Annotated in this window: 18 protein-coding genes; 11 read left to right on the forward strand and 7 right to left on the reverse strand. The window is 60.4% G+C overall.

Going from position 1 to position 20705, the window contains the following annotated elements; translation table 11 throughout:
• Window positions 1-9: 9 nt before the first annotated feature.
• Entirely contained in the window at window positions 10-558 is a 549-nt protein-coding gene (locus C1N62_RS09635) for a YniB family protein (RefSeq protein WP_137763429.1), read from the reverse strand.
• 148 nt (window positions 559-706) lie between these two features.
• Between C1N62_RS09635 and hxpB the strand changes: the two genes are divergently transcribed.
• Complete coding sequence (gene hxpB, locus C1N62_RS09640; protein ID WP_137763430.1) at window positions 707-1372, forward strand: hexitol phosphatase HxpB; 666 nt, start codon at window positions 707-709, stop codon at window positions 1370-1372.
• 37 nt (window positions 1373-1409) lie between these two features.
• Here the strand turns inward: hxpB and C1N62_RS09645 are convergent, their stop codons facing one another.
• Window positions 1410-1742, reverse strand: a complete 333-nt coding sequence (locus C1N62_RS09645; RefSeq protein ID WP_137763431.1) for a cupin domain-containing protein — start codon at window positions 1740-1742, stop codon at window positions 1410-1412.
• Window positions 1743-2018: 276 nt separating this feature from the next.
• Here C1N62_RS09645 and kduI point away from each other — a divergent pair, with 276 nt between their 5' ends.
• The 4 genes from kduI (at window position 2019) to C1N62_RS09665 (ending at window position 5968) form a co-directional block, all read left to right on the forward strand.
• Window positions 2019-2855 (forward strand): 5-dehydro-4-deoxy-D-glucuronate isomerase, encoded by an 837-nt coding sequence (gene kduI / locus C1N62_RS09650; RefSeq protein WP_137763432.1) that lies wholly within the window; start codon window positions 2019-2021, stop codon window positions 2853-2855.
• Between the two features lie 49 nt (window positions 2856-2904).
• Entirely contained in the window at window positions 2905-3666 is a 762-nt protein-coding gene (kduD, locus tag C1N62_RS09655) for a 2-dehydro-3-deoxy-D-gluconate 5-dehydrogenase KduD (protein WP_137763433.1), read from the forward strand.
• A 152-nt stretch (window positions 3667-3818) separates the two neighbouring features.
• Window positions 3819-4382, forward strand: coding sequence for a metal-dependent hydrolase (locus C1N62_RS09660; RefSeq protein ID WP_137763434.1), 564 nt, complete (start codon window positions 3819-3821; stop codon window positions 4380-4382).
• Between the two features lie 194 nt (window positions 4383-4576).
• On the forward strand, window positions 4577-5968 hold the full coding sequence (locus tag C1N62_RS09665; RefSeq protein ID WP_168195844.1) for an L-cystine transporter: 1392 nt from the start codon (window positions 4577-4579) through the stop codon (window positions 5966-5968).
• A 55-nt stretch (window positions 5969-6023) separates the two neighbouring features.
• On the opposite strand, the gene kdgR is transcribed toward C1N62_RS09665, so the two are convergent.
• On the reverse strand, window positions 6024-6815 hold the full coding sequence (gene kdgR, locus C1N62_RS09670; RefSeq protein ID WP_137763436.1) for a DNA-binding transcriptional regulator KdgR: 792 nt from the start codon (window positions 6813-6815) through the stop codon (window positions 6024-6026).
• 273 nt (window positions 6816-7088) lie between these two features.
• Between kdgR and rhaS the strand changes: the two genes are divergently transcribed.
• Window positions 7089-7913 (forward strand): HTH-type transcriptional activator RhaS, encoded by an 825-nt coding sequence (gene rhaS, locus C1N62_RS09675; protein ID WP_137763437.1) that lies wholly within the window; start codon window positions 7089-7091, stop codon window positions 7911-7913.
• A 106-nt stretch (window positions 7914-8019) separates the two neighbouring features.
• Window positions 8020-9411, forward strand: coding sequence for an MFS transporter (locus C1N62_RS09680; protein WP_137763438.1), 1392 nt, complete (start codon window positions 8020-8022; stop codon window positions 9409-9411).
• Between the two features lie 39 nt (window positions 9412-9450).
• Here the strand turns inward: C1N62_RS09680 and htpX are convergent, their stop codons facing one another.
• The 4 genes from htpX to C1N62_RS09700 form a co-directional block, all read right to left on the reverse strand.
• Window positions 9451-10335 carry a protease HtpX gene (htpX, locus tag C1N62_RS09685; protein ID WP_137763439.1) on the reverse strand — a complete coding sequence of 295 codons (885 nt, stop codon included), beginning with the start codon at window positions 10333-10335 and terminating at the stop codon, window positions 9451-9453.
• Window positions 10336-10560: 225 nt separating this feature from the next.
• On the reverse strand, window positions 10561-12600 hold the full coding sequence (gene prc, locus C1N62_RS09690) for a carboxy terminal-processing peptidase (RefSeq protein WP_137763440.1): 2040 nt from the start codon (window positions 12598-12600) through the stop codon (window positions 10561-10563).
• 19 nt (window positions 12601-12619) lie between these two features.
• On the reverse strand, window positions 12620-13333 hold the full coding sequence (proQ, locus tag C1N62_RS09695; RefSeq protein ID WP_137763441.1) for an RNA chaperone ProQ: 714 nt from the start codon (window positions 13331-13333) through the stop codon (window positions 12620-12622).
• Between the two features lie 91 nt (window positions 13334-13424).
• Window positions 13425-13925: a GAF domain-containing protein gene (locus C1N62_RS09700; RefSeq protein WP_137763442.1), complete on the reverse strand. Its 501-nt coding sequence runs from the start codon at window positions 13923-13925 to the stop codon at window positions 13425-13427.
• A gap of 359 nt (window positions 13926-14284) precedes the next feature.
• Here C1N62_RS09700 and yebS point away from each other — a divergent pair, with 359 nt between their 5' ends.
• The 4 genes from yebS (at window position 14285) to C1N62_RS09720 (ending at window position 20641) form a co-directional block, all read left to right on the forward strand.
• The gene (gene yebS, locus C1N62_RS09705) at window positions 14285-15532 is read left to right on the forward strand and encodes a membrane integrity lipid transport subunit YebS (protein WP_168195845.1); all 1248 of its coding nucleotides are present in this window, start codon (window positions 14285-14287) and stop codon (window positions 15530-15532) included.
• Window positions 15501-18131, forward strand: a complete 2631-nt coding sequence (locus C1N62_RS09710; protein ID WP_137763444.1) for a PqiB family protein — start codon at window positions 15501-15503, stop codon at window positions 18129-18131. The genes yebS and C1N62_RS09710 overlap by 32 nt, the downstream gene beginning before the upstream one ends.
• A 169-nt stretch (window positions 18132-18300) precedes the next feature.
• Window positions 18301-19692 (forward strand): 16S rRNA (cytosine(1407)-C(5))-methyltransferase RsmF, encoded by a 1392-nt coding sequence (gene rsmF / locus C1N62_RS09715; protein WP_370465598.1) that lies wholly within the window; start codon window positions 18301-18303, stop codon window positions 19690-19692.
• Window positions 19693-20110: 418 nt separating this feature from the next.
• Complete coding sequence (locus C1N62_RS09720; RefSeq protein WP_137763446.1) at window positions 20111-20641, forward strand: spore coat U domain-containing protein; 531 nt, start codon at window positions 20111-20113, stop codon at window positions 20639-20641.
• Window positions 20642-20705 lie beyond the last annotated feature (64 nt).

Genomic DNA, 20705 nt, shown 5'->3' on the forward strand with positions numbered 1-20705 from the left:
GACGCGGCCTCAGGCAATCAGCCCCACCAGCCGCAGCACCAGCCAGGCCAGCACCGCAATGATCACCGGCAGCACATAGAGCGGGAAGAATTGCAGGAAGATGGTGTGGTGCGGCAGGCTAATTCTCTCCTCCACCTGCTCCCGGCTGCGCCCCTCCGTGCCGCGCGCCTGCTCGAGGATCATCTGGTCCTCCACCCCTTCACGCACATGGCGCACCTGACGTGACATCCGCGCGCCCGAGGCGCGCAGCGCCAGTCCGACAAAGATCAAAATATAGATGAGGATGAACATCAGGTTGGCACCGGCCAACCCCTGCCCCAGCACGGGCACCGGCGAATTTTGCCAGAAAGTGTTCAGGAAAGGCGTATTGAAGCGGGCCATCTCAATCATCACATGCATGAAATCGATCATGACCGCATTGATGCCCTGCGTCTGCTTGCTCTGCGCGTAGATAAAATTCAGCAATGACACCAGCGTCGAGAGCAGCGCCGGGATAAAGACCACCCAGCCCGCAATCCTTTTGAGCACGGCGATGCGCCCCGCCTGTTGATACGTCATGGTTTCCCCTTGTATAGACGTGATTTCCATCTGCCAAGTTTACCCACAGATAGAAATTCCGCCCAACCATTTAATCATTTAGCAGAGCGCGGCCACGGTGCTACAGTGGCGGCAGATTCCGTTCACTTGCCACGAGGAGCCGTTGCGCATGGCCTATGTTCGCCCGATACACGCCGTGATTTTTGATATGGATGGCCTGCTGATTGATTCAGAGCCGCTATGGACTCAAGCCGAGCTGGATATTTTCGGCACGCTGGGGCTGGATCTCTCCCAGCGTGACAGCCTGCCCGACACGCTGGGGTTACGCATCGATCAGGTGGTGGCGATGTGGTATCAAACGATGCCGTGGCAAGGCCCAAGTCAGGCGGAGGTGGCAGCGCGCATCATTGACCGCACCCTGGCGCTGGTTGAGCAGCAACAGCCGCTGCTGCCGGGCGTCGGCCACGCGCTGGCGCTCTGTCGCCAGCTGGGGCTGAAAATCGGCATCGCCTCTGCTTCGCCGCGTATGATGATTGACCGGGTATTGGCGATGTTTGGGCTGGAGGCGGATTTCCCGGTGCGCGTCTCGGCCCAGCCCCTCGCCTACAGCAAACCGCACCCGGAGGTCTACCTGCTGGCGGCGCAGCAACTGGGGGTCGATCCCTTGAACTGCGTAACGCTGGAGGATTCAGTCAACGGCATGATCGCCACCAAGGCGGCGCGGATGCGCTCTATCGTGGTGCCCGCGCCGGGGGATCGGGGGGACGTGCGCTGGGCGCTGGCTGACATCCGGCTGGACTCTCTGGCACAACTGACGGCGGCGCACTTGCGCTAAGGCGGCATGGCGGGCGGCGTGCCGCCCGTTCACGCACTTAGAGGAAGTCGGCGCGTTTTGGCGAAAAGGTGTCAATCAGCAGGCTGTTTGGCTCCAGCGCCACCACGCCGTGCATCTCATGTTTTACCGCCCGGTAGGCGTCGCCGGTTTTCAGCACCCGTTTCGCCCCCTCAATCTCCACCTCAAAACTGCCAGCGGCGACGTAGGCGATCTGGTCATGGATCTCATGGCTGTGCGGCGTGCCGATCGCCCTCTCATCAAACTGCACCGCCACCATCATTAAATCTTCGCTCCAGGTCATCACCTTGCGTCTGACGCCCCGCCCCAGATCTTCCCACGGGGTCTCCTGATCAAAAAAGAATGTGTTCATGCCCTGCTCCTGTCGCCATAAGTGGGATTACTTGGGCAATGATAGCAGCCCCGTCCGGCTGGGCGTCAGTTGCCGGGTGCAAAAGCATGACGCCGCTCAAAGTATAAATAAAACGTCATTTCATTTTTATTGAATTCATATACCGCCGGCACTATGCTTTGTGAAGACGAGGATGCACCGGGCGCCCAAGATGGGCAGGCTGTCGCTGCCACGCGGCCTCTCCCTCTGCCCGGCGCATCCCTCTCCCTTCCTCCCCAATCCCTATGAGGCACTGACATGCAAGTCCGTCAAAGCATCCACAGCGACCACGCCAAACAGCTCGACACCGCCGGCCTGCGCCGTGAGTTCCTGATCGAAAAGATTTTCGAAGACGATACCTACACCATGACCTACAGCCACATCGACCGCATCATCATTGGCGGCATCAAGCCGGTGCAGAAGACGGTCTCGATTGGCGGCGAGGTGGGCAAGCAGCTGGGGGTGAGTTACTTCCTGGAGCGCCGCGAACTGGGCGTGATCAACATTGGCGGGCCGGGGCTGATTGTGGTGGATGGCGAAACTTTCGAGGTAGGTAACGAAGAGGCGCTATACGTCGGCAAAGGTGCAGAGGTGGTGGAGTTCAGCAGCGTCGAGGCATCACGCCCGGCCAAGTTCTACTACAACAGCGCGCCGGCACATACCACCTACCCCAACCGCAAAATCACGCTGGCCGAGGCATCGCCGCAGACGCTGGGCGAGGACGCCACCAGCAACCGCCGCACCATCAACAAATTTATCGTGCCGGATGTGCTCCCCACCTGCCAGCTCACGATGGGGCTGACCAAGCTGGCCGACGGCAATCTGTGGAATACCATGCCGTGCCACACCCATGAGCGCCGGATGGAGGTCTACTTCTACTTCGACATGGATGAAGAGACCGCCGTGTTCCACATGATGGGCCAGCCGCAGGAGACGCGCCACCTGCTGGTGCAGAATGAGCAGGCGGTGATTTCACCCAGCTGGTCAATCCACGCGGGCGTCGGCACCAAGCGCTACACCTTCATCTGGGGCATGATCGGCGAAAATCAGGTCTTCGGCGATATGGACCACGTCGCCGTCCGCGACCTGCGCTAGACGCCGTGACCTTCACCTGCATAAAACAGCTGCCATAAGAGAGTGAACGATGATGCTGAGCGCGTTTGAACTGAAAGATCGAGTGGCCCTGGTAACGGGGTGCAACACCGGGTTGGGTCAGGGAATGGCCATCGGGCTGGCGCAGGCGGGATGCGACATTATTGGCGTCACCCACTCTGACGCTGGCGAGACCCAACAGGCGGTGGAAGCGCTCGGGCGTCGCTTCCTGAGTATCCGGGCGGATCTGAGCAGCATCGAGGTGATCCCCGGCATTCTGGAGCAGGCGGTGGCGCACTTTGGCCGCATCGATATCCTGGTCAACAACGCGGGCATTATCCGCCGCCAGGACGCCCTGGCGTTCAGTGAGCAGGAGTGGGATGAGGTGATGAACGTCAACATCAAAACCGTCTTCTTCCTGTCGCAAGCGGTGGCGAAGCAGTTTATCCAGCAGGGCGACGGCGGCAAGATCATCAACATCGCCTCAATGCTCTCTTATCAGGGCGGCATCCGCGTCCCCTCCTACACCGCTTCGAAGAGTGCGGTGCTGGGCGTCACCCGCCTGCTGGCCAACGAGTGGGCGAAGCATGGCATCAACGTCAACGCCATCGCGCCGGGTTACATGGTAACCAACAACACCCAGCAACTGCGTGAGGATGAGGATCGCAGCAAGGAGATCCTCGACCGCATCCCGGCGGGCCGCTGGGGGGTGCCAGAGGATATGATGGGGCCGGTGGTATTTTTGGCGTCCAAAGCCTCGGACTATGTCAACGGCTACACGCTGGCGGTTGACGGCGGTTGGCTGGCGCGCTAACGTCTTTCCTTTATCACGCGGCCAATGGCCGCGTTTTTTATGCGCGATATTTCCCTGTGCTTGCAAATAGTTACACCGTCACCGCTTCCGCCGTCCCTGAATATGCCTTATACTGGATAAAATAACAGTTTTACCCGTCAGGATGTTTGGTTATGACCGCCGAAGGGCATCTCATTTTTTCCGTTGCCTGCGCCATTTTTGCGAAAAAGGCCGAGCTTACCCCTGAGCTGGCCCAAGGCGACTGGTGGCACATTATTCCCGGCGCGCTGGTTACCTCCCTGCTGCCCGACATTGATCACCCCCGCTCGCTGCTTGGCCGACGGCTGAAGTGGATCTCCGTCCCGATCTCGCGCATGTTTGGCCACCGTGGCTTTACCCATAGCCTGCTGGCAGTGGCGATCGGCATTCTGCTGTTCCGCGCCAAACTGCCGCCGGAGTGGGGCATCCCGCTGGATGTGCTGCATGCCATGATTGTTGGCTACCTCAGCCACATCGTGGCAGATATGCTGACCCCGGCTGGCGTACCGCTGCTGTGGCCCTTCCGCTGGCGCTTCCGTATGCCGATCCTCAACAGCCAGCGCGGCAACCAGCGGGAGCGCACCCTCTGCCTGCTGCTGGTGGGGCTGGCGGTCTGGTGGCAACAAGGGCCAGCGCTGGCCAGCATGTTGCACTTGCAGGATGTCAGCGCGCTCATCAAAAACTTCACATCTATCTGACCGGCTTATCATCAAGCCGGTGAAAGATCGCACAAAAAAATACAAAAAGTTATAAGCCATAAGATCTGGTTATAAGGCCGCGCGATGCGGCCTGTTACCCTATGCGCCATCGCTTTATCAGGTGAAGGCACTGCAAAGTGGGCCAACCTGAAAATGATTCACTGTTTAACCCGTTTACTTCTGGAGAGATGAGTATGAACCTTGCGCTCGTCATAAATGTCGTGGTGTTTGTCGCGCTGCTGTGGCTGCTGGCGCTGACCCGCCGCACCCAATGGAGCCTGGCGAAAAAGGTGCTGGCCGGTCTGGTACTGGGCGTGCTGTTTGGCCTGGGGCTGCAAGCAGTCTATGGCGCAGAGAGCGCCACACTGAAAGAGTCCATCAGCTGGTTCAATATTGTTGGTAACGGCTACGTGCAGCTGTTGCAGATGATTGTGATGCCGCTGGTGTTCGCCTCTATCCTGAGCGCCGTTGCCAAGCTGCATAACGCCTCGTCGCTCGGCAAAATCAGCCTGCTGACCATCGGTACGCTGCTGATCACCACGCTTATCGCCGCACTGGTCGGCGTGTTCGTGACCTGGCTGTTCAACCTGACCGCCGAAGGGCTGGTGCAGGGTGCGCAGGAGAGCGCGCGTCTGGCCGCCATCCAGAGCAACTATGCGGGCAAGGTCTCTGACCTGACCGTGCCGCAGCTGCTGCTCTCTTTCGTGCCGAAAAACCCGTTCGCCGAACTGACCGGTGCCAACCCGACCTCCATCATCAGCGTGGTGATCTTCGCCGCCTTCCTGGGTGTGGCCGCGCTGCACCTGCTGAAAGATGACAAAGTCAAAGGCGAGCGCGTGCTGACCGCCATCGACACCCTGCAATCCTGGGTGATGAAGCTGGTGCGTCTGGTGATGAAGCTGACCCCGTATGGCGTGCTGGCGCTGATGACCAAAGTGGTCGCTGGCTCCAACGTGCAGGACATTATCAAGCTGGGCAGCTTTGTGGTCGCCTCCTACCTCGGCCTCGGCATCATGTTCGTGGTACACGCGCTGTTCCTGGCAGGCGTCGGCGTTAACCCTGGCCGCTTCTTCCGCAAGGTCTGGCCGGTGATCACCTTCGCCTTCACCAGCCGCTCCAGCGCCGCCAGCATCCCATTGAATGTGGAAGCGCAGACCCGCCGCCTTGGCGTGCCGGAGTCAATCGCCAGCTTCTCCGCCTCCTTTGGTGCCACCATCGGCCAGAATGGCTGTGCCGGCCTCTACCCGGCGATGCTGGCAGTCATGGTGGCCCCGACCGTGGGCATCAACCCGTTTGACCCGGCGTGGATCGCCACTCTGGCAGGCATCGTGACCCTCAGCTCAGCCGGTGTGGCAGGCGTGGGCGGCGGTGCGACCTTCGCCGCGCTGATCGTGCTGCCGGCGCTGGGCTTGCCCGTGACGCTGGTGGCGCTGCTGATCTCTGTGGAGCCGCTGATTGACATGGGCCGTACCGCGCTGAACGTCAGCGGTTCCATGACCGCCGGTACGGTGACCAGCCAGCTGATGCGCCAGACCGACAAGAGCGTGATGAACGCAGACGAGAGCGCCGAACTGGCACACCGTTAAGCGCATCGCACACAAAAAAGGCCGGGTTATCCCGGCCTTTTTTTATGGCTGCAATTTAGAAGGGGTAGTCGTGGTAGCCCATCTGCTCAGAGATATTGCGGGCGGCGGTGTGCAGCATCTCCACGTAGTGGGCCTTGGCCTCTTCCGAGAAACGGATGGTGGGGAAGGACATGCTCAGGCCAGCAATCACCACCCCAAAGCGGTCAAAGACCGGCACCGCCAGGCAGCGCAGCCCCTCCTCCTGCTCCTCATTGTCCTCACCGTAGCCCTGCTCGCGCACCGTCTCCAGCACCGGCATCAGCTCCTCGGCGCTGCCCACGGTACGCGTGGTACTGCGGGTGAACTCCACCTGCGACAGGATTTCAGCCACGTCATTACGGTCACGCCAGGCGAGCAGCACCTTGCCGATGGCGGTGCTGTGCAGCGGGTTGCGGCGGCCAATGCGCGAGTACATGCGCAGGTTATACATCGAGTCAATTTTGTGGATGTAGACGATGCTGTCCTCATCCAGCGCCCCGAGGTGGATGGTCTCGCGCGTCAATTTGGAGAGTTCACGCATCTCGATGTCCGCGCTACGGATCAGATCGACGTTTTGCAGCGCCTTGGCACCCAGCTCAAACAGCTTCAGCGTCAGTGAATACTTCTCCGACTCCCCCTCCTGCGCGACATAGCCCAATGACTTCATGGTCTGCAGAAAACGGTAGACGGTGCTCTTGGACATCATCACCCGCTGCGAAAGTTCGGTGATGCCGATCTCCCGCTCCTCCCCCAGCGCCTGAAGGATGCCGAAGACTTTCAGCACGGATGAGACGGAATCGGGTTGTTTATCAAGATCTGCAATCGCCATGGTGTCTTACCTGTTTCAGCGACCAATGGCCGCGGGCATGAATGGGTTTTAAAAAAATCAGAACAGCAATTCAGTATAAGAGAAATGCAATCACCATAGCAATCTACGGCACTTTTTCCGCCCTTTCACGCTTTCTCATGCCAAATGCGAAAATATCTCACCTGCGTCACAATTTAATGAAACGTCGGTTTATTTTTTTTATTTATGCGTTTTAATTAACACCATACCCCTATCTGACCGCTGCGGCGCGGCCTGTCTGAGTGAGAGAAACGTATGTATACCTTGCGCAGTGATGACTACTTCCCGCACCGGGAAGATGCGGTGGCCCTGGCATTCCGTGAGCCTCAGGAACCCTTCCCAGAGCACACCCATGACTTCAACGAAATCTTCATTGTTGACGGCGGCAGCGGCCTGCATGTGTTGAACGACTTCCCGTACACCATCAACTGCGGCATGTGCTTTTACATCAACGCCAGCGACCGCCATCTGTTTGAGCAGGTGGATGACCTGCGGCTGGTCAATATCCTCTACCGGCCCAGTGATAACTTCACCTTTATCAAAAACTTCACTCACCTGCTGCCAACGCCGGATGATGGCTGTGTCTGGAACATTAGCCCGACACTGAAAAAGGCGCTGAAAAGCCTGCTGGATGAGATGCGGCAGGAGACCAGCCCGGTGCCCCTGATTGAGCAGTGCCGCCAGGAGACGCTGTTCCTGCGCATTCTGCTGCTGTTGCATCAGGGCCGCTACCGCATCAGCCACAGCGACTCCAATCAGGATAAGCTGCAACAGATTCTGCTCTATCTACAGCAAAACCCGCTGGACGAGGTGAACTGGGAGGCGCTTGCTGAACGGTTTTATATCACGCCGCGCACCCTACACCGCCAGTTCCTCAGCCACACCGGCCAGACGCCCCAAAAATACCTCAACACCCTGCGGCTCAACCGGGCGAAGTACCAGATCCAATCCTCGGATGACACCCTGACCGAAATCGCCTTCGCCTGCGGTTTCAGCGACAGCAACAATTTTTCCACCTCGTTTAAAAAGGCGTTTGGCATCAGTCCCAGCCAGCTGCGCAAGTCCCTGCACTATAATTGACTGTTTGGGCGGGTGAAAAAGGCGTTATCTAATGCCCATCGCGGGCCGCCATAAAAGGTTAGCATGTTAATATTTTATACCTTTTGCTCTCCATTACATCGGATTTATGACCGCAACCCAAGCTGACGGCCTGCCCGTCCCCCAACGTTATGGCGCGATCCTGGCGATTGCGCTGGGCATCACCGTGTCCGTGCTGGATAGTGCCATCGCCAACGTGGCGCTGCCGACCATCGCCCATGACCTGAATGCCAGCCCGGCCGCCTCTATCTGGATCGTGAACGCCTACCAGCTGGCCATCACCATCTCCCTGCTCTCCCTCTCGTCACTGGGAGACATCCTTGGCTACCGGCGCATCTATCAGGCGGGATTGCTGGTGTTCAGCCTTACCTCGCTGCTTTGCGCGCTCTCAGACTCTCTGACCACCCTGACCATCGCCCGTATCCTACAGGGGTTTGGCGCGGCGGCCATCATGAGCGTCAATACCGCGCTGATTCGCATTATCTACCCGCAGCGCTATTTGGGGCGCGGCATGGGCATCAATGCGCTGATCGTCGCGGTCTCCTCCGCCGCCGGGCCAACGGTGGCCGCTGGCATCCTCTCCTTCGCCTCCTGGCCCTGGCTGTTCGCCATCAACCTGCCGATTGGCCTGCTGGCGTTGCTGCTGGGGCTGAAGTTCCTGCCAGCCAACAGCCGTAGTCAGGGGCAGAAATTCGATCTGGTCAGCGCTATCCTGAATGCCCTGACCTTCGGCCTGCTGATCAGCGCGCTGAGCGGCTTTGCCCAAGGGCAGAGCCTGCTGCTGACGTTGGGCGAGTTAGTGGCGCTGGCGGTGGTGGGCGTGATTTTTGTCCGTCGCCAGCTGGGCCAGCCCTTCCCGTTGCTGCCGGTTGACCTGCTGCGCATCCCGATTTTTGCCCTGTCACTGGGGACGTCGATCTGCTCCTTTAGCGCGCAGATGCTGGCGTTTGTCTCGCTGCCGTTCTTCTTGCAGACGGTGGTGGGACGTGATGAGGTGGCGACCGGGCTGCTGCTGACGCCCTGGCCGCTGGCGACCATGGTGCTGGCGCCCATCGCGGGCCGACTGGTGGAGCGTTACCACGCCGGGCTGCTGGGGGGAATTGGTCTGGCGGTGTTCGCCTCGGGCCTTGTCTCACTGGCGCTCCTGCCGGACAACCCCAGCGATCTGGACATCATCTGGCGGATGATAATCTGCGGTGCGGGCTTCGGGCTGTTCCAATCCCCGAACAACCACACCATCATCAGCGCCGCACCGCGCAACCGCAGTGGCGGCGCCAGCGGTATGCTCGGCACTGCCCGCCTGCTCGGCCAGACCACCGGGGCGGCGCTGGTGGCGCTGATGTTCAACCTGTTTGACCACAACGGCACCCACGCCTCGCTGTTGTTGGCCGGTACGCTGGCCGCGGGTGGCGCGGTAGTGAGTTTCCTGCGCATGACCCAACCTGGCACGGCGGCCAAAGGCCCCTCGCCACGCGCATAAAAAAAGCCCCGCTCTGCGGGGCTTTTTCTTGGTGCACTCTTACTTCAGGTACTGGCCGCTGCGCAGTGCTTCAATGCGCTTATCCAGCGGCGGGTGCGACATGAACAGCTCGCTCAAGGACTTGTTCTTGCCGTTGATGCAGAAGGCCATCATGCTGCTTGCCTCCTGCGGCTCGTGGCTGGTCTTCAGACGCTGCAACGCGGCGATCATCTTGTCACGGCCCACCAGTTTCGCGGAGCCTGCATCGGCGTAAAACTCACGGTGGCGCGAGAACCACATGGTGATGATGCTGGCCAAAATGCCAAACACCAGCTCCAGCACGGTTGCCACAGCGAAGTAGATCAGCGGGTTGCCGTTGCCACCCTCGCCCTCCTCCTCACGGTTGCCGCCGAGGAAGCCTGCCGCCACCTGCGCCAGCATACGGGAGATGAAGATGACGAAGGTATTCACCACACCCTGAATCAGGGTCATGGTCACCATGTCGCCGTTGGCGATGTGGCTGATCTCGTGGGCCAGCACGGCCTCCGCTTCGGCCTGGCTCATGCTCTGCAACAGGCCGGTACTCACGGCCACCAGCGATTTGTCGCGGCGGGCGCCCGTGGCAAAGGCGTTGATGTCCGGTGCATGGTAAATCGCCACCTGCGGCATCGCAATGCCCGCCTGTTGCGCCTGCTGGCGCACGGTATCCATCAACCAGCGCTCGGTCTGGTTGCGGGGTTGTTCAATCACTTCGCCGCCAACGGCGCGCAGCGCCATCCATTTGGACATCAGCAGCGAAACCAATGCGCCGCCGAAACCAAACAACCCGGCCATGATCATCAACCCCATGGCGCTGCTTGATTGGATCCCTGTCAGGCTGAGCACCAGCCCAAAGACCACCATGACTGCCAGGTTGGTCAGCAGGAATAACGCTATACGCATCATAAAATGTCACTTCCTCTTGTTGAAATGGTACACAGGCCACATGCCTGCCCCCCTAGATCCTATGGGCTTCCCCGCTCGTTTCAAGCGTTGAACGCGCTTAAGCTGCTAAAATCACAAAACTTTACATAATGCAGCGATCTGTCTCGCATCATGACAAAGTGTAAGCGAAATATTTTCCGGGCATAAAAAAAGGCGCACCTCGGTGCGCCTTTTCTGGCCTGCCGCTTACTTCGCGGCAGTGGTCTGGTCTGAAGTCTTCAACTCCCCGGCCAGATCCAGCGCGATGTGCGCCGTCTCATCCAGGTAAGGGTCTGGCTGCTGGTAATCCTTCGGCAGATCGTCGAGTGATTTCAGCGGCTTTTTCCCTTCACGCTTGAAGCGCTCATTGATGCGCGTCAGGCGGGTAGCGTCATCTTCCTGATTCTCTTTTTCACGCTGGGCGAAGTTGAGGGAGACGATGTCACGCTTGTCCTTGGTCGCTTTGTACTTCTCAATGTCCTGCGCGATGCTCTGGAACTCAGGATCCTTGGCGATGCGGTCATTGTGGGCCTTCAGCAGCTCCGGCACGAACGGCTTCATGTCGCCGGTCTTGCTGTAGGTAGCCGCGTTGATGCTGTCCCACGGCAGGGCGTTATCCTCGAACGCTTCGCCGGTGTCCGCCGCTTCCACGCCGGTCGGCATCAGGATATCAGGCGTTACGCCCTTACGCTGGGTACTGCCGCCATTCACCCGGTAGAACTTCTGGATGGTGTACTGCACTGAGCCAAGCGCCGGCCACTCTGGGCGCAGCATCTGGTCATAGATGCGGTTGAGCGAGCGGTACTGCTGCACGGTGCCCTTGCCGAAGGTCGGTTCGCCGACAATCAGCGCACGGCCGTAGTCCTGCATCGCCGCAGCGAAGATCTCGGACGCCGAGGCGCTGAAGCGGTCAACCAGCACCACCAGCGGGCCTTTGTAGTAGACCACGCCGTCCGTGTCGCTGTCTTCGCGCACCTTGCCGTTGTTGTCACGTACCTGCACCACCGGGCCGCTAGGAATAAACAGGCCGGAGAGCGACACCGCCTCGGTCAGCGCGCCGCCGCCGTTGGTGCGCAGGTCAATCACCAGACTGTTGACGTGCTGCTTCTCCATCTTCTGCAACTGCACCTTGACGTCATCCGTCAGGCCAACGTAGAAGCCGGGGATATCCATCACCGCCACTTTCTCTTTGCCGACGTTCTTCACCGTCATCTTCACCGCGCGGTCTTCCAAACGGATGCGCTCGCGGGTCAGGGTCACGGTGCGGGTTTTGGTGCCCTTGCCAGCTGGCAGGATCTCCAGGCGCACTTTGCTGCCCTTCGGCCCCTTAATCAGTGCCACCACGTCATCCAGACGCCAGCCAATCACATCCACCATCGGCTTGCCGCTCTGGCCGACGCCGACCACGCGATCGCCCACGGTGATGTTTTTGCTCTTGGCCGCCGGGCCACCCGGCACCATGGAGTTGATGACGGTGTAGTCATCATCCTGTTGCAGCACCGCGCCGATCCCCTCAAGGGAGAGGCTCATCTCGGTGTTGAACTGCTCGGTATTGCGCGGCGAGAGGTAGTTGGTGTGCGGATCGATCTCATGGGCGAAGGCGTTCATCATCAGCTGGAACACATCTTCGCTGTTGCTCTGCGCCAGTCGCTTGATGGCGAACTGATAGCGCTTGTTGAGGATCTCGCGGATCTCTTTCTCATCTTTGCCGGTCAGCTTGAGGTTCAGCTCGTCATATTTGACTTTCGCGTCCCACAGGCTGTTCAGCTCATTGATATCCTTCGGCCACGGCGCTTTGCTGCGGTCGAGGTCAATGGTGTCATTGCCGGTGAAGTCCATCGGTTTGGCCAACACCGTCAAAGCATATTGGAAGCGTTCGAACCGGCGTTTCTGCGCCAGGTTGAACAGGGCATAGGCGGTCTCGAGCTTGCCGGTTTTTAGCTCGTCGCCCAGCTCGCCCCGCTTGTCCGCAAATTGCGCCACATCCGCGGCCATCAACACATTGTGGTTGAAGTCCAGCATATTGAGGTAGCGATCAAAAATTTTGGCGGAGAATTCACTGTCCAGGTCAAACTGGCGATAGTGGGAGCGGGTAAAACGGGCCGTCACGCGTTCGCTGACGGTGGCATCCTGCGGCTCCTGCTGGAGCTGCGGAAGCGTATCCAGGGTCACGGGTGCGTCATTGGCAAAGCTTGCGCCCGCCAGCAACAGCCCCGCTACCGCGGTCAATCTGACAAATTTGTTCATGCCTGGGTTGGCCTCCGTATCAGAACTGCAAGTGTTCTGCGCGCACGATCATCGCGAGACCGGAAGAGAGCTGCACACGGACACCGTCTTTGGCAATTTCCAATACGGTTGCGTCCATCGCGCTCTTACCAGCACGGACTTTGATCTCTTGGCCAATTTGCAGTTTCGAGATATCGGTGACGGGCGCCGTTTGGCGGGCCGGGCTATCCTGGCGTTCAGCACGTGGCGCTTTGGCCTGCTGAGGACGCGGCTGGCGCGGCTTGCGAGGCTCCTGGGCAGCGGCGTTGTCACGGCGCGGCGCAGGCTTTTTCCCCGCTGGGCGCGGACGGCGCGCTTCCGGGGCTTCCCCGTTAGCGGCGGCGGCTTCGCGGCGCTTGGCCTGCTGCTCGGCGCGCTGGGCCTGGACGCGAGCTTTCGCCTCTTCCAGCTGCTTACGCGCGTGCTCGACGTGCTGCTCTTCCAGCTCACCGCACGGGTTGCCGTCAAGGTCTACGCGCTGCGCGCCGACTTTGACGCCGTACAGATAACGCCAGCTCGAGGTGTAGAGGCGCAGGGCAGAGCGCAGTTGCGTCTTGCTCAGGTTCTCCTCAGCTTGGACGCGCTCCACCAGATCCTGAAAAATGCCGATCTTTAATGGGCGCGCTTCGCCTTCGGCGGTGAAACAGAGCGGGAACCGCTCAGCCAAATAGGCGATGACTTCTTTACTACTGTTCAACTTAGGTTGATTTTCCATGAAATTTCCTGATTACAACGGGTTTGCCAACCGGCGCAGGCATGAACAGGCGCCATTATAATGACGCCATCAGTAAATGCCACGTTATCCGTTAATCATCGTGAGAAAGGCGAACATATTTTCCTGCTTCACATGCTTCCAGCAGGGTGCAGAGCGTCTCGACCACGGCCGCCAGACCGGTTTCGTCCTCCTGGTCGAAGCGGTTATAGACGGTGCTGTCGATATCCAGCACGCCAATCACTTCGCCATTGACCCGCAGCGGCAGGACAATTTCGGCATTGCTGGCAGCGTCGCACGCGATGTGGCCTGGGAACGCATGGACGTCCGCCACGCGCTGAATGGTGCCCTCGGCCACGGCGGTGCCGCACACGCCCTTCCCAACCGGGATGCGCACGCAGGCAATCTTGCCCTGGAACGGCCCGAGCACCAGCGTTTTACCATCCATCAGGTAGAACCCGGCCCAGTTGACGCCCTCCAGGCGCTCATAGAGCAGCGCGCTGGCGTTGGAGAGGGTGGCGATAAAGTTGGTCTCGCCGGCCAGCAGCGCGCCCATGTCACGTTTTAATTCGGTGTAGAATGCTTCTTTATTCATGTTATGACCATAGAATCTGTGGGGACAGCCAGCGTCGCACTGCGCTTAGCCCCTATAAAATAAGCATTAAATGCGTATCGTCACAAGGTTAATCGGCGGTTACTTCACAAAACACCCCGTGTCGCGGTATGTTGGCGGCACGAAGTTGCCGGATTTCTCCCAGCCATGCCTGATCACTTCCTAATTTCACGCTACGCTAAGTTTCTGGACGCGCATCAAAAAGTGATCGCGCCGGCCGGCCGGCAAGGCCGGGAGCGGATTGTGCCCCAGAGAGCCTGCCGGGCGCGCGCGTTTTTTTGTAACCAGGTGGCACAGACCCCATCCAGGCTGTTCACGCACCTTATGCCGAGACCGGGATCATGAAAATAGAGTCACTCTCCGGCCCCCTGCCGCAGGCCCACTACCGACGTTGCGGTGAATGCGACGCGCTGTTTACCCTGCCTCCGCTGCAACGCATCCAGGTCGCCTACTGCCCTCGCTGCAATGCCCGCATTGAGAAGGGCCATGACTGGTCGTTGACGCGGCTGGCGGCGGTAGCGGTGGCCGCGCTGGTGCTGATGCCCTTTGCCTTCAGCGAGCCGCTGATCGCCATCCGCCTGCTCGGTACGCGCATTACCGCCTCGCTGCTCGACGGCATCGGGCTGATGACCCAGCAAGGCTCGCCGCTCACCGCCAGCATGGTCGCCTTCTGTACCCTCGGCGCGCCGCTAACGCTGGTGCTGGCGATCCTCTACCTGTTTATCGGCCGCCAGCTGGGGATGAACCTACGGCCGGTGCTGTTGATGCTGGATCGCGTCAAGGAGTGGGTGATGCTCGACATCTACCTGATTGGCATGGCGGTAGCCTGCATCAAGGTCAAGGATTTCGCCGACATCTCCCCCGGCCCGGCGCTGGCCGCCTATCTGGCGATGCTGCTGCTGACGCTGCTGTTGCTGATCCACCTCAACGTTGACCAGCTCTGGCGGCGGCTCTACCCGCAGCCGCGGCCCACGGAGACGCCTGAGCAGCTGCGCCTCTGTTTGGCGTGCCACTTCACCGGCACCCCCGACAGCCGTGGCCGCTGCCCGCGCTGCCATGTGCCGATGCGCCTGCGCCGCCGCCACAGCCTGCAAAAGAGCTGGGCGGCGCTGATTGCCTCGATGGTCTTCCTGCTACCGGCCAACCTGCTGCCCATCTCGGTGATCTACACCAATGGCCAGCGGATGGAGGACACCATCTTCTCTGGCGTGGTCTCCCTCGCCACCTCCGGCAATGTGCCGATTGCTGGCATTGTCTTCATCGCCAGCGTGCTGGTGCCGTTTACCAAGGTTATCGTGCTGCTGGTGCTGCTGCTCAGCATCCATTTCCGTACCCAGCAGAGCCTGAAAACCCGTATCCGCTTGCTGCGTCTGGTGACCTGGATTGGCCGCTGGTCGATGCTGGATCTGTTTGTGATTGCGCTGATGATGTCACTCATCAACCGCGATCAACTCTTCTCGTTTACTATGGGGCCGGCTGCTTTCTACTTTGGCAGCGCGGTGATCTTAACTATTCTTGCCGTTCACTGGCTGGATAGCCGTTTGATTTGGGATGCACATGCAACAAGAAACGCCGAATACGCCGACTGAGGCGCGGGTCAAAAACAAGCGCCGGCTCTCCCCCTTCTGGTTACTGCCGTTCATCGCGCTGTTGATCGCCGGCTGGTTAATCTGGAGCAACTATCAGGAGCGCGGCACCACCGTCACCCTCTCCTTCCAGTCAGCGGAGGGGATTGTCGCGGGCCGCACCCCGGTACGCTATCAGGGGGTGGAGGTCGGCACCGTCCAGACCATTAGCCTGAGCAAGGATCTGCACAGCATTCTGGTGAAGGTGAGCATCCGCAGTGAGATGGAGGATGCGCTGCGCGAGGGCACCCAGTTCTGGCTGGTGACGCCCAAGGCCTCGCTGGCTGGCGTCTCCGGGTTGGATGCGCTGGTGGGCGGCAACTACATCGGCATGATGCCCGGTAAGGGCGAGCCGCAGGATCACTTCACCGCGCTCGACACCCAGCCCAAGTTCCGCCTCAACACCGGCGAACTGATGGTGCACCTGCGCGCCGCCGATCTTAGCTCGCTCAACACCGGCTCGCTGGTCTACTACCGCAAGGTGCCGGTCGGCAAGGTGTATGACTATGACATCTCCCCCGGCAAGGAGGGGGTGACCATCGATGTGCTGATCGATCGCCGTTTCGCCAATCTGGTGAAGACCGACAGCCGCTTCTGGAACGTCTCGGGCTTCCAGGGCGATTTCAGCCTACAGGGTGCCTCGGTGAAGATGGAGAGTCTGGCGGCGCTGGTCAACGGTGCCATCGCCTTTGACTCACCGCCCGGTGGCACGCAGGCCCGCTCCGAGCAGAACTATGAGCTCTACCCCGATCTGGCGCACAGCCAGCGCGGCGTGGTGATTCATCTGGCGCTGCCCTCTGGCGACGGCCTGAACGCTGGCCATACGCCGCTGATGTACCAAGGGTTGCAGGTCGGCACCCTGACGGACGTCACGCTGGAGAAAGGGGGCAAGGTCACCGGTGAGTTAACGGTAGATCCGTCGGTGGTGGAGCTGATGCGCAGCGGCACGCGCATTGAGCTTAACAGCCCGAAACTGAGCCTGACGGACACCCGCCTGAGTGCGCTGCTAACCGGCAGTACGCTGGAGTTGATCCCCGGCGAGGGCGAACCGCAGCAAACTTTCCAAGTGCTCGACAGCAGCCAGAAGCTGTTGCAGCAACCCGATGTGCTGACGCTGGAGCTGCTGGCCTCGCAGAGTTACGGCATCCATCCCGGCCAGCCGCTGGTGCTTTATGGCCTGAACGTCGGGCAGGTGCTGTCACGCGATCTGACGGATCAGGGCATCCTGTTCAAGGCGGCGATCAAGCCGGAGTACCGCCATCTGGTGCATCAGGACAGCAAGTTTGTGGTCAATAGCCGAGTCAGCGTGAAGGTGGGGCTGGATGGATTGCAGGTCACCGGCGCCAGCCCGGAGGAGTGGCTCAACGGCGGCATCAAGATCCTGCCGGGCGGCAAGGGCACGCCAGCGGGCCGCTACCCGCTCTACAGCGATGAGCAGAAGGCCGAAGAGGGCACGCTGGGCGAGCGGCCCAAGCCTTCGCTGACGCTGACCGCCGACAGCCTGCCGGATGTGCAGGCCGGTTCGGTGGTGCTCTACCGCAAATTCCAGGTGGGTGAGATCACGGACATCCGCCCGCGCGCCCACGCCTTTGACATCGACGTCTATATCCAGCCGGAGTACCGCAAGCTGTTGACGGAGAAGAGCATCTTCTGGGCAGAGGGCGGTGCCAAGGTGCAACTGAATGGCGCGGGCCTGTCGGTACAGGCGTCGCCACTGAACCGCGCCCTGAAGGGGGCGATCAGCTTCGACAACCTGGAGGGCGTGACGCTGAACAAAGGGGCGAAACGGATGCTCTACAGCAACGAGACCGCCGCCCGCGCGGTGGGCAGCCAGATCACCCTGACCACCTTTGACGCCAGCAAGCTCTCGCCGGGTATGCCAATCCGCTATCTGGGGATCGACATTGGCCAGGTGGAGTCGCTGAAACTGACGTCGGCCCGCAATCAGGTAGACGCCAAGGCAGTGCTCTACCCAGAGTTCGTGCAGACCTTTGCCCGCGCTGGCACCCGCTTCTCTATCGTCTCGCCGGAGATTTCGGCGGCTGGCGTCAGCAATCTGGACACGCTGATCCAGCCCTATATCAACGTCGAGCCGGGCGTGGGCAACATGACGCGCAGTTTTGAGTTGCAGGAGGCAACCATCACCGACTCCCGTTACACTGACGGGCTGGCGATTGTACTGGATGCCGTGGAGACCGGCTCGCTCACCATTGGCACGCCGATCCTCTACCGCGGTATTGAGGTCGGCACCATCACCGGCTTTGCCCTCGGCAACCTCGGCGACCGCGTGCACGTTTCCCTGCGCATCAGCAAAAAGTTCCAGCATCTGGTGCGCAACAACACCGTGTTCTGGCTCGCCTCGGGTTACAACCTGAAGTTTGGCCTGACCGGCGGCGTGGTGAAGAGCGGCACCTTCCAGCAATTTATCCGTGGCGGCATCGCCTTCATGACCCCGCCCAGCATCCCGCTTGCGCCGAAAGCCCAGCCGGGCAAGCACTTCCTGCTCAACAGCGAAGAGCCAAAAGAGTGGCAGAGCTGGGGCACCGCCATTCCGCAAGGGTAACCCTCCCCCCGGCAGCCTGCGGGCTGCCGGGTTTCCCCCATTTCACCGCCAACGCCGGAGTGTGCTAGACTGCGCGGCACTTTTTACCCTGTATCTGGATTGACTCCCCGTGGCTAAACACCTCTCTGCTTACCTGCCGCCTGAATTCCTGACGGCCACTCGCGCCATCATGCCTGCCGAACTGGATATGGAGGGGTTTATCGCCGCCTGCCAACGCCCGCTGCGCAGCAGCCTGCGCGTCAATACGCTGAAGATCAGCGTGGCGGATTTCCAGACGCTGGCTGCCCGCTACGGCTGGCAACTCGCCCCGATCCCGTGGTGTGAGGAGGGGTTCTGGATCGAGCGGATGGATGATGAGAGCCTGCGGCTCGGCAATATGCTGGAGCACCTGGCCGGGCTGTTCTATATCCAGGAGGCCAGCTCGATGCTGCCGGTCAGCGCGCTGTTCAACGACGGTGTGGAGCCGGAGCGGGTGTTGGACGTGGCGGCGGCCCCCGGCTCCAAAACCACCCAGATCGCCGCGCGGATGGGCAACCTTGGCGGCATCGTCGCCAATGAGTACTCCGCCAGCCGCGTTAAGGTGCTGCACGCCAACATCAGCCGCTGTGGCGTCAGCAACACCGCCCTCACCCATTTCGACGGCCGGGTGTTTGGCGCGGCGCTGCCAGAGAGCTTCGATGCCATCCTGCTGGACGCCCCCTGCTCCGGCGAGGGCGTGGTACGCAAAGACCCGGATGCAATGAGCAACTGGTCGCCGGAGAGCATCCTCTCCATCGCCGCCACCCAACGCGAGTTGATTGACAGCGCCTTCCACGCCCTGAAACCGGGCGGGGTGCTGGTCTACTCCACCTGTACGCTGAACGCGCAGGAGAACCAGGAGGTGTGCCGCTGGCTGCTGGCGCGTTACCCGGAGGCGGTCAGCGTGGAACCGCTGAATGGCCTCTTCCCGGAGGCCGCGCGCGCTGCCACGCCGGAGGGCTTCCTGCATGTCTTCCCACAGATTTTTGACAGCGAGGGCTTCTTTGTCGCACGGCTGCGCAAAACAGCGGCCGTCGCGCCGCTGCCCGTGCCCGGCTACAAGGTGGGAGCCTTCCCCTTTGCGCCGCTGCCCGGCAAAGAGCGCGCGCTGCTGGAGCAGGCGGCCGGGGCGGCTGGCCTGCCGCTGCCTGCCACCCATGCCCTGTGGCAGCGTGACAAAGAGATCTGGCTGTTCCCGGAGGCGCTGGCGCCGCTGTTTGGCAAGGTGCGCTTCTCACGCATCGGCCTGAAACTGGCGGAGCGATTCCCCAAGGGCTACCGCTGGCAGCATGAGGCAGTGATCGCGCTGGCCGATGCCGCTGGCCATGCAACGCTGGCGCTGGATGCCGAACTGGCGCAGGCGTGGTTTATGGGGCGCGATCTCTACCCAGAGAGCCTGCCGGCGGGCGATGACTTTATCCTGACCTACTGCGGGCAACCGGTAGGGTTGGCCAAGCGCATTGGCAGCCGCATCAAAAATGCCCTGCCGCGCGAACTGGTACGCGACGGCGCGGCCTTCGTCGCCCTGCCTGCGGCCGAATAACCCCTTTTCTCCTCCTCAAAGCGGGCACCTGCCCGCTTTCTTCACTTTTGCTTACCTGATAACCCGGTTTTCCTGCGCAAAAAAGCATCACACCCCGCCTTTCAGCCCTCATTTATATTAGCAATACTAATGCTTATCCTAAATGATTGAAGTTACACTCCTTATCCTTTCTTAACTCTCTCATAACATTTATTTGAAGCGATGGCCTTCAAACCGTGCGCGATTGTTGCATTACTGAACGATCGGCTGGTTTAGTGCGCAAGTTAACTTTTTTTAAATTTTGAGATGAAATATGTCAAAAGTTATCCTAATAATTAATCAGATTAATAAACCTAACCATTGTCATTGAGGAGGGGAATCGCAGCGTCTGTCATTCAACCACTGTTGCAGCTTTTGCTTTTACTTAAAGGAACAGGACATGAAGAAAACACTACTCACGCTGGCTTCCGTGCCGTTGATGATGTCCCTGACTGCGACACCGCTCTTCGCCGGGACAGTCACCGGCAACCTCGGCGTGACGCTCACCATCGGCGCCGGTTGCGAAGTGATTGGGGGCAACTCAACCGGGGCGGTGAACCAGTTCGGCACCCTGAGCTTTGGCGAGTACTCCTCACTGGCTAACATCATTAACTCCCAGTCCACCGATGCCGCCGGCACCGGCAACTTGCAGTTGCTGTGCACCACTGGCACGCCCTTCACGGTCGGGCTGGACAATGGCCTGAATGCGGCGGCCGGGCAGCGGCGCATGGCGGGCACGGGCGGGGCCTTTATTGTCTACAACCTCTATCAGGAGCCAGCGCGTACCACCCTGTGGGCACCTGGCACCCCGCTGGCGGGCACCGGCACCGGCACCCCGGTTAACCTGATTGTCTATGGTCAGGTGCCTTCTCAGGCGACACCCGCTGCGGGCACTTATACCGATACTGTGACCATGATCATCACCTGGTAAGCGTCACCTGGACGAAGGAGCGTACGGTGGGGAGATCGTTGTGGGTAAGCCCTCTGGTCTGGGG

Source organism: Nissabacter sp. SGAir0207 (assembly GCF_005491205.1).
Lineage (GTDB): Bacteria > Pseudomonadota > Gammaproteobacteria > Enterobacterales > Enterobacteriaceae > Chimaeribacter.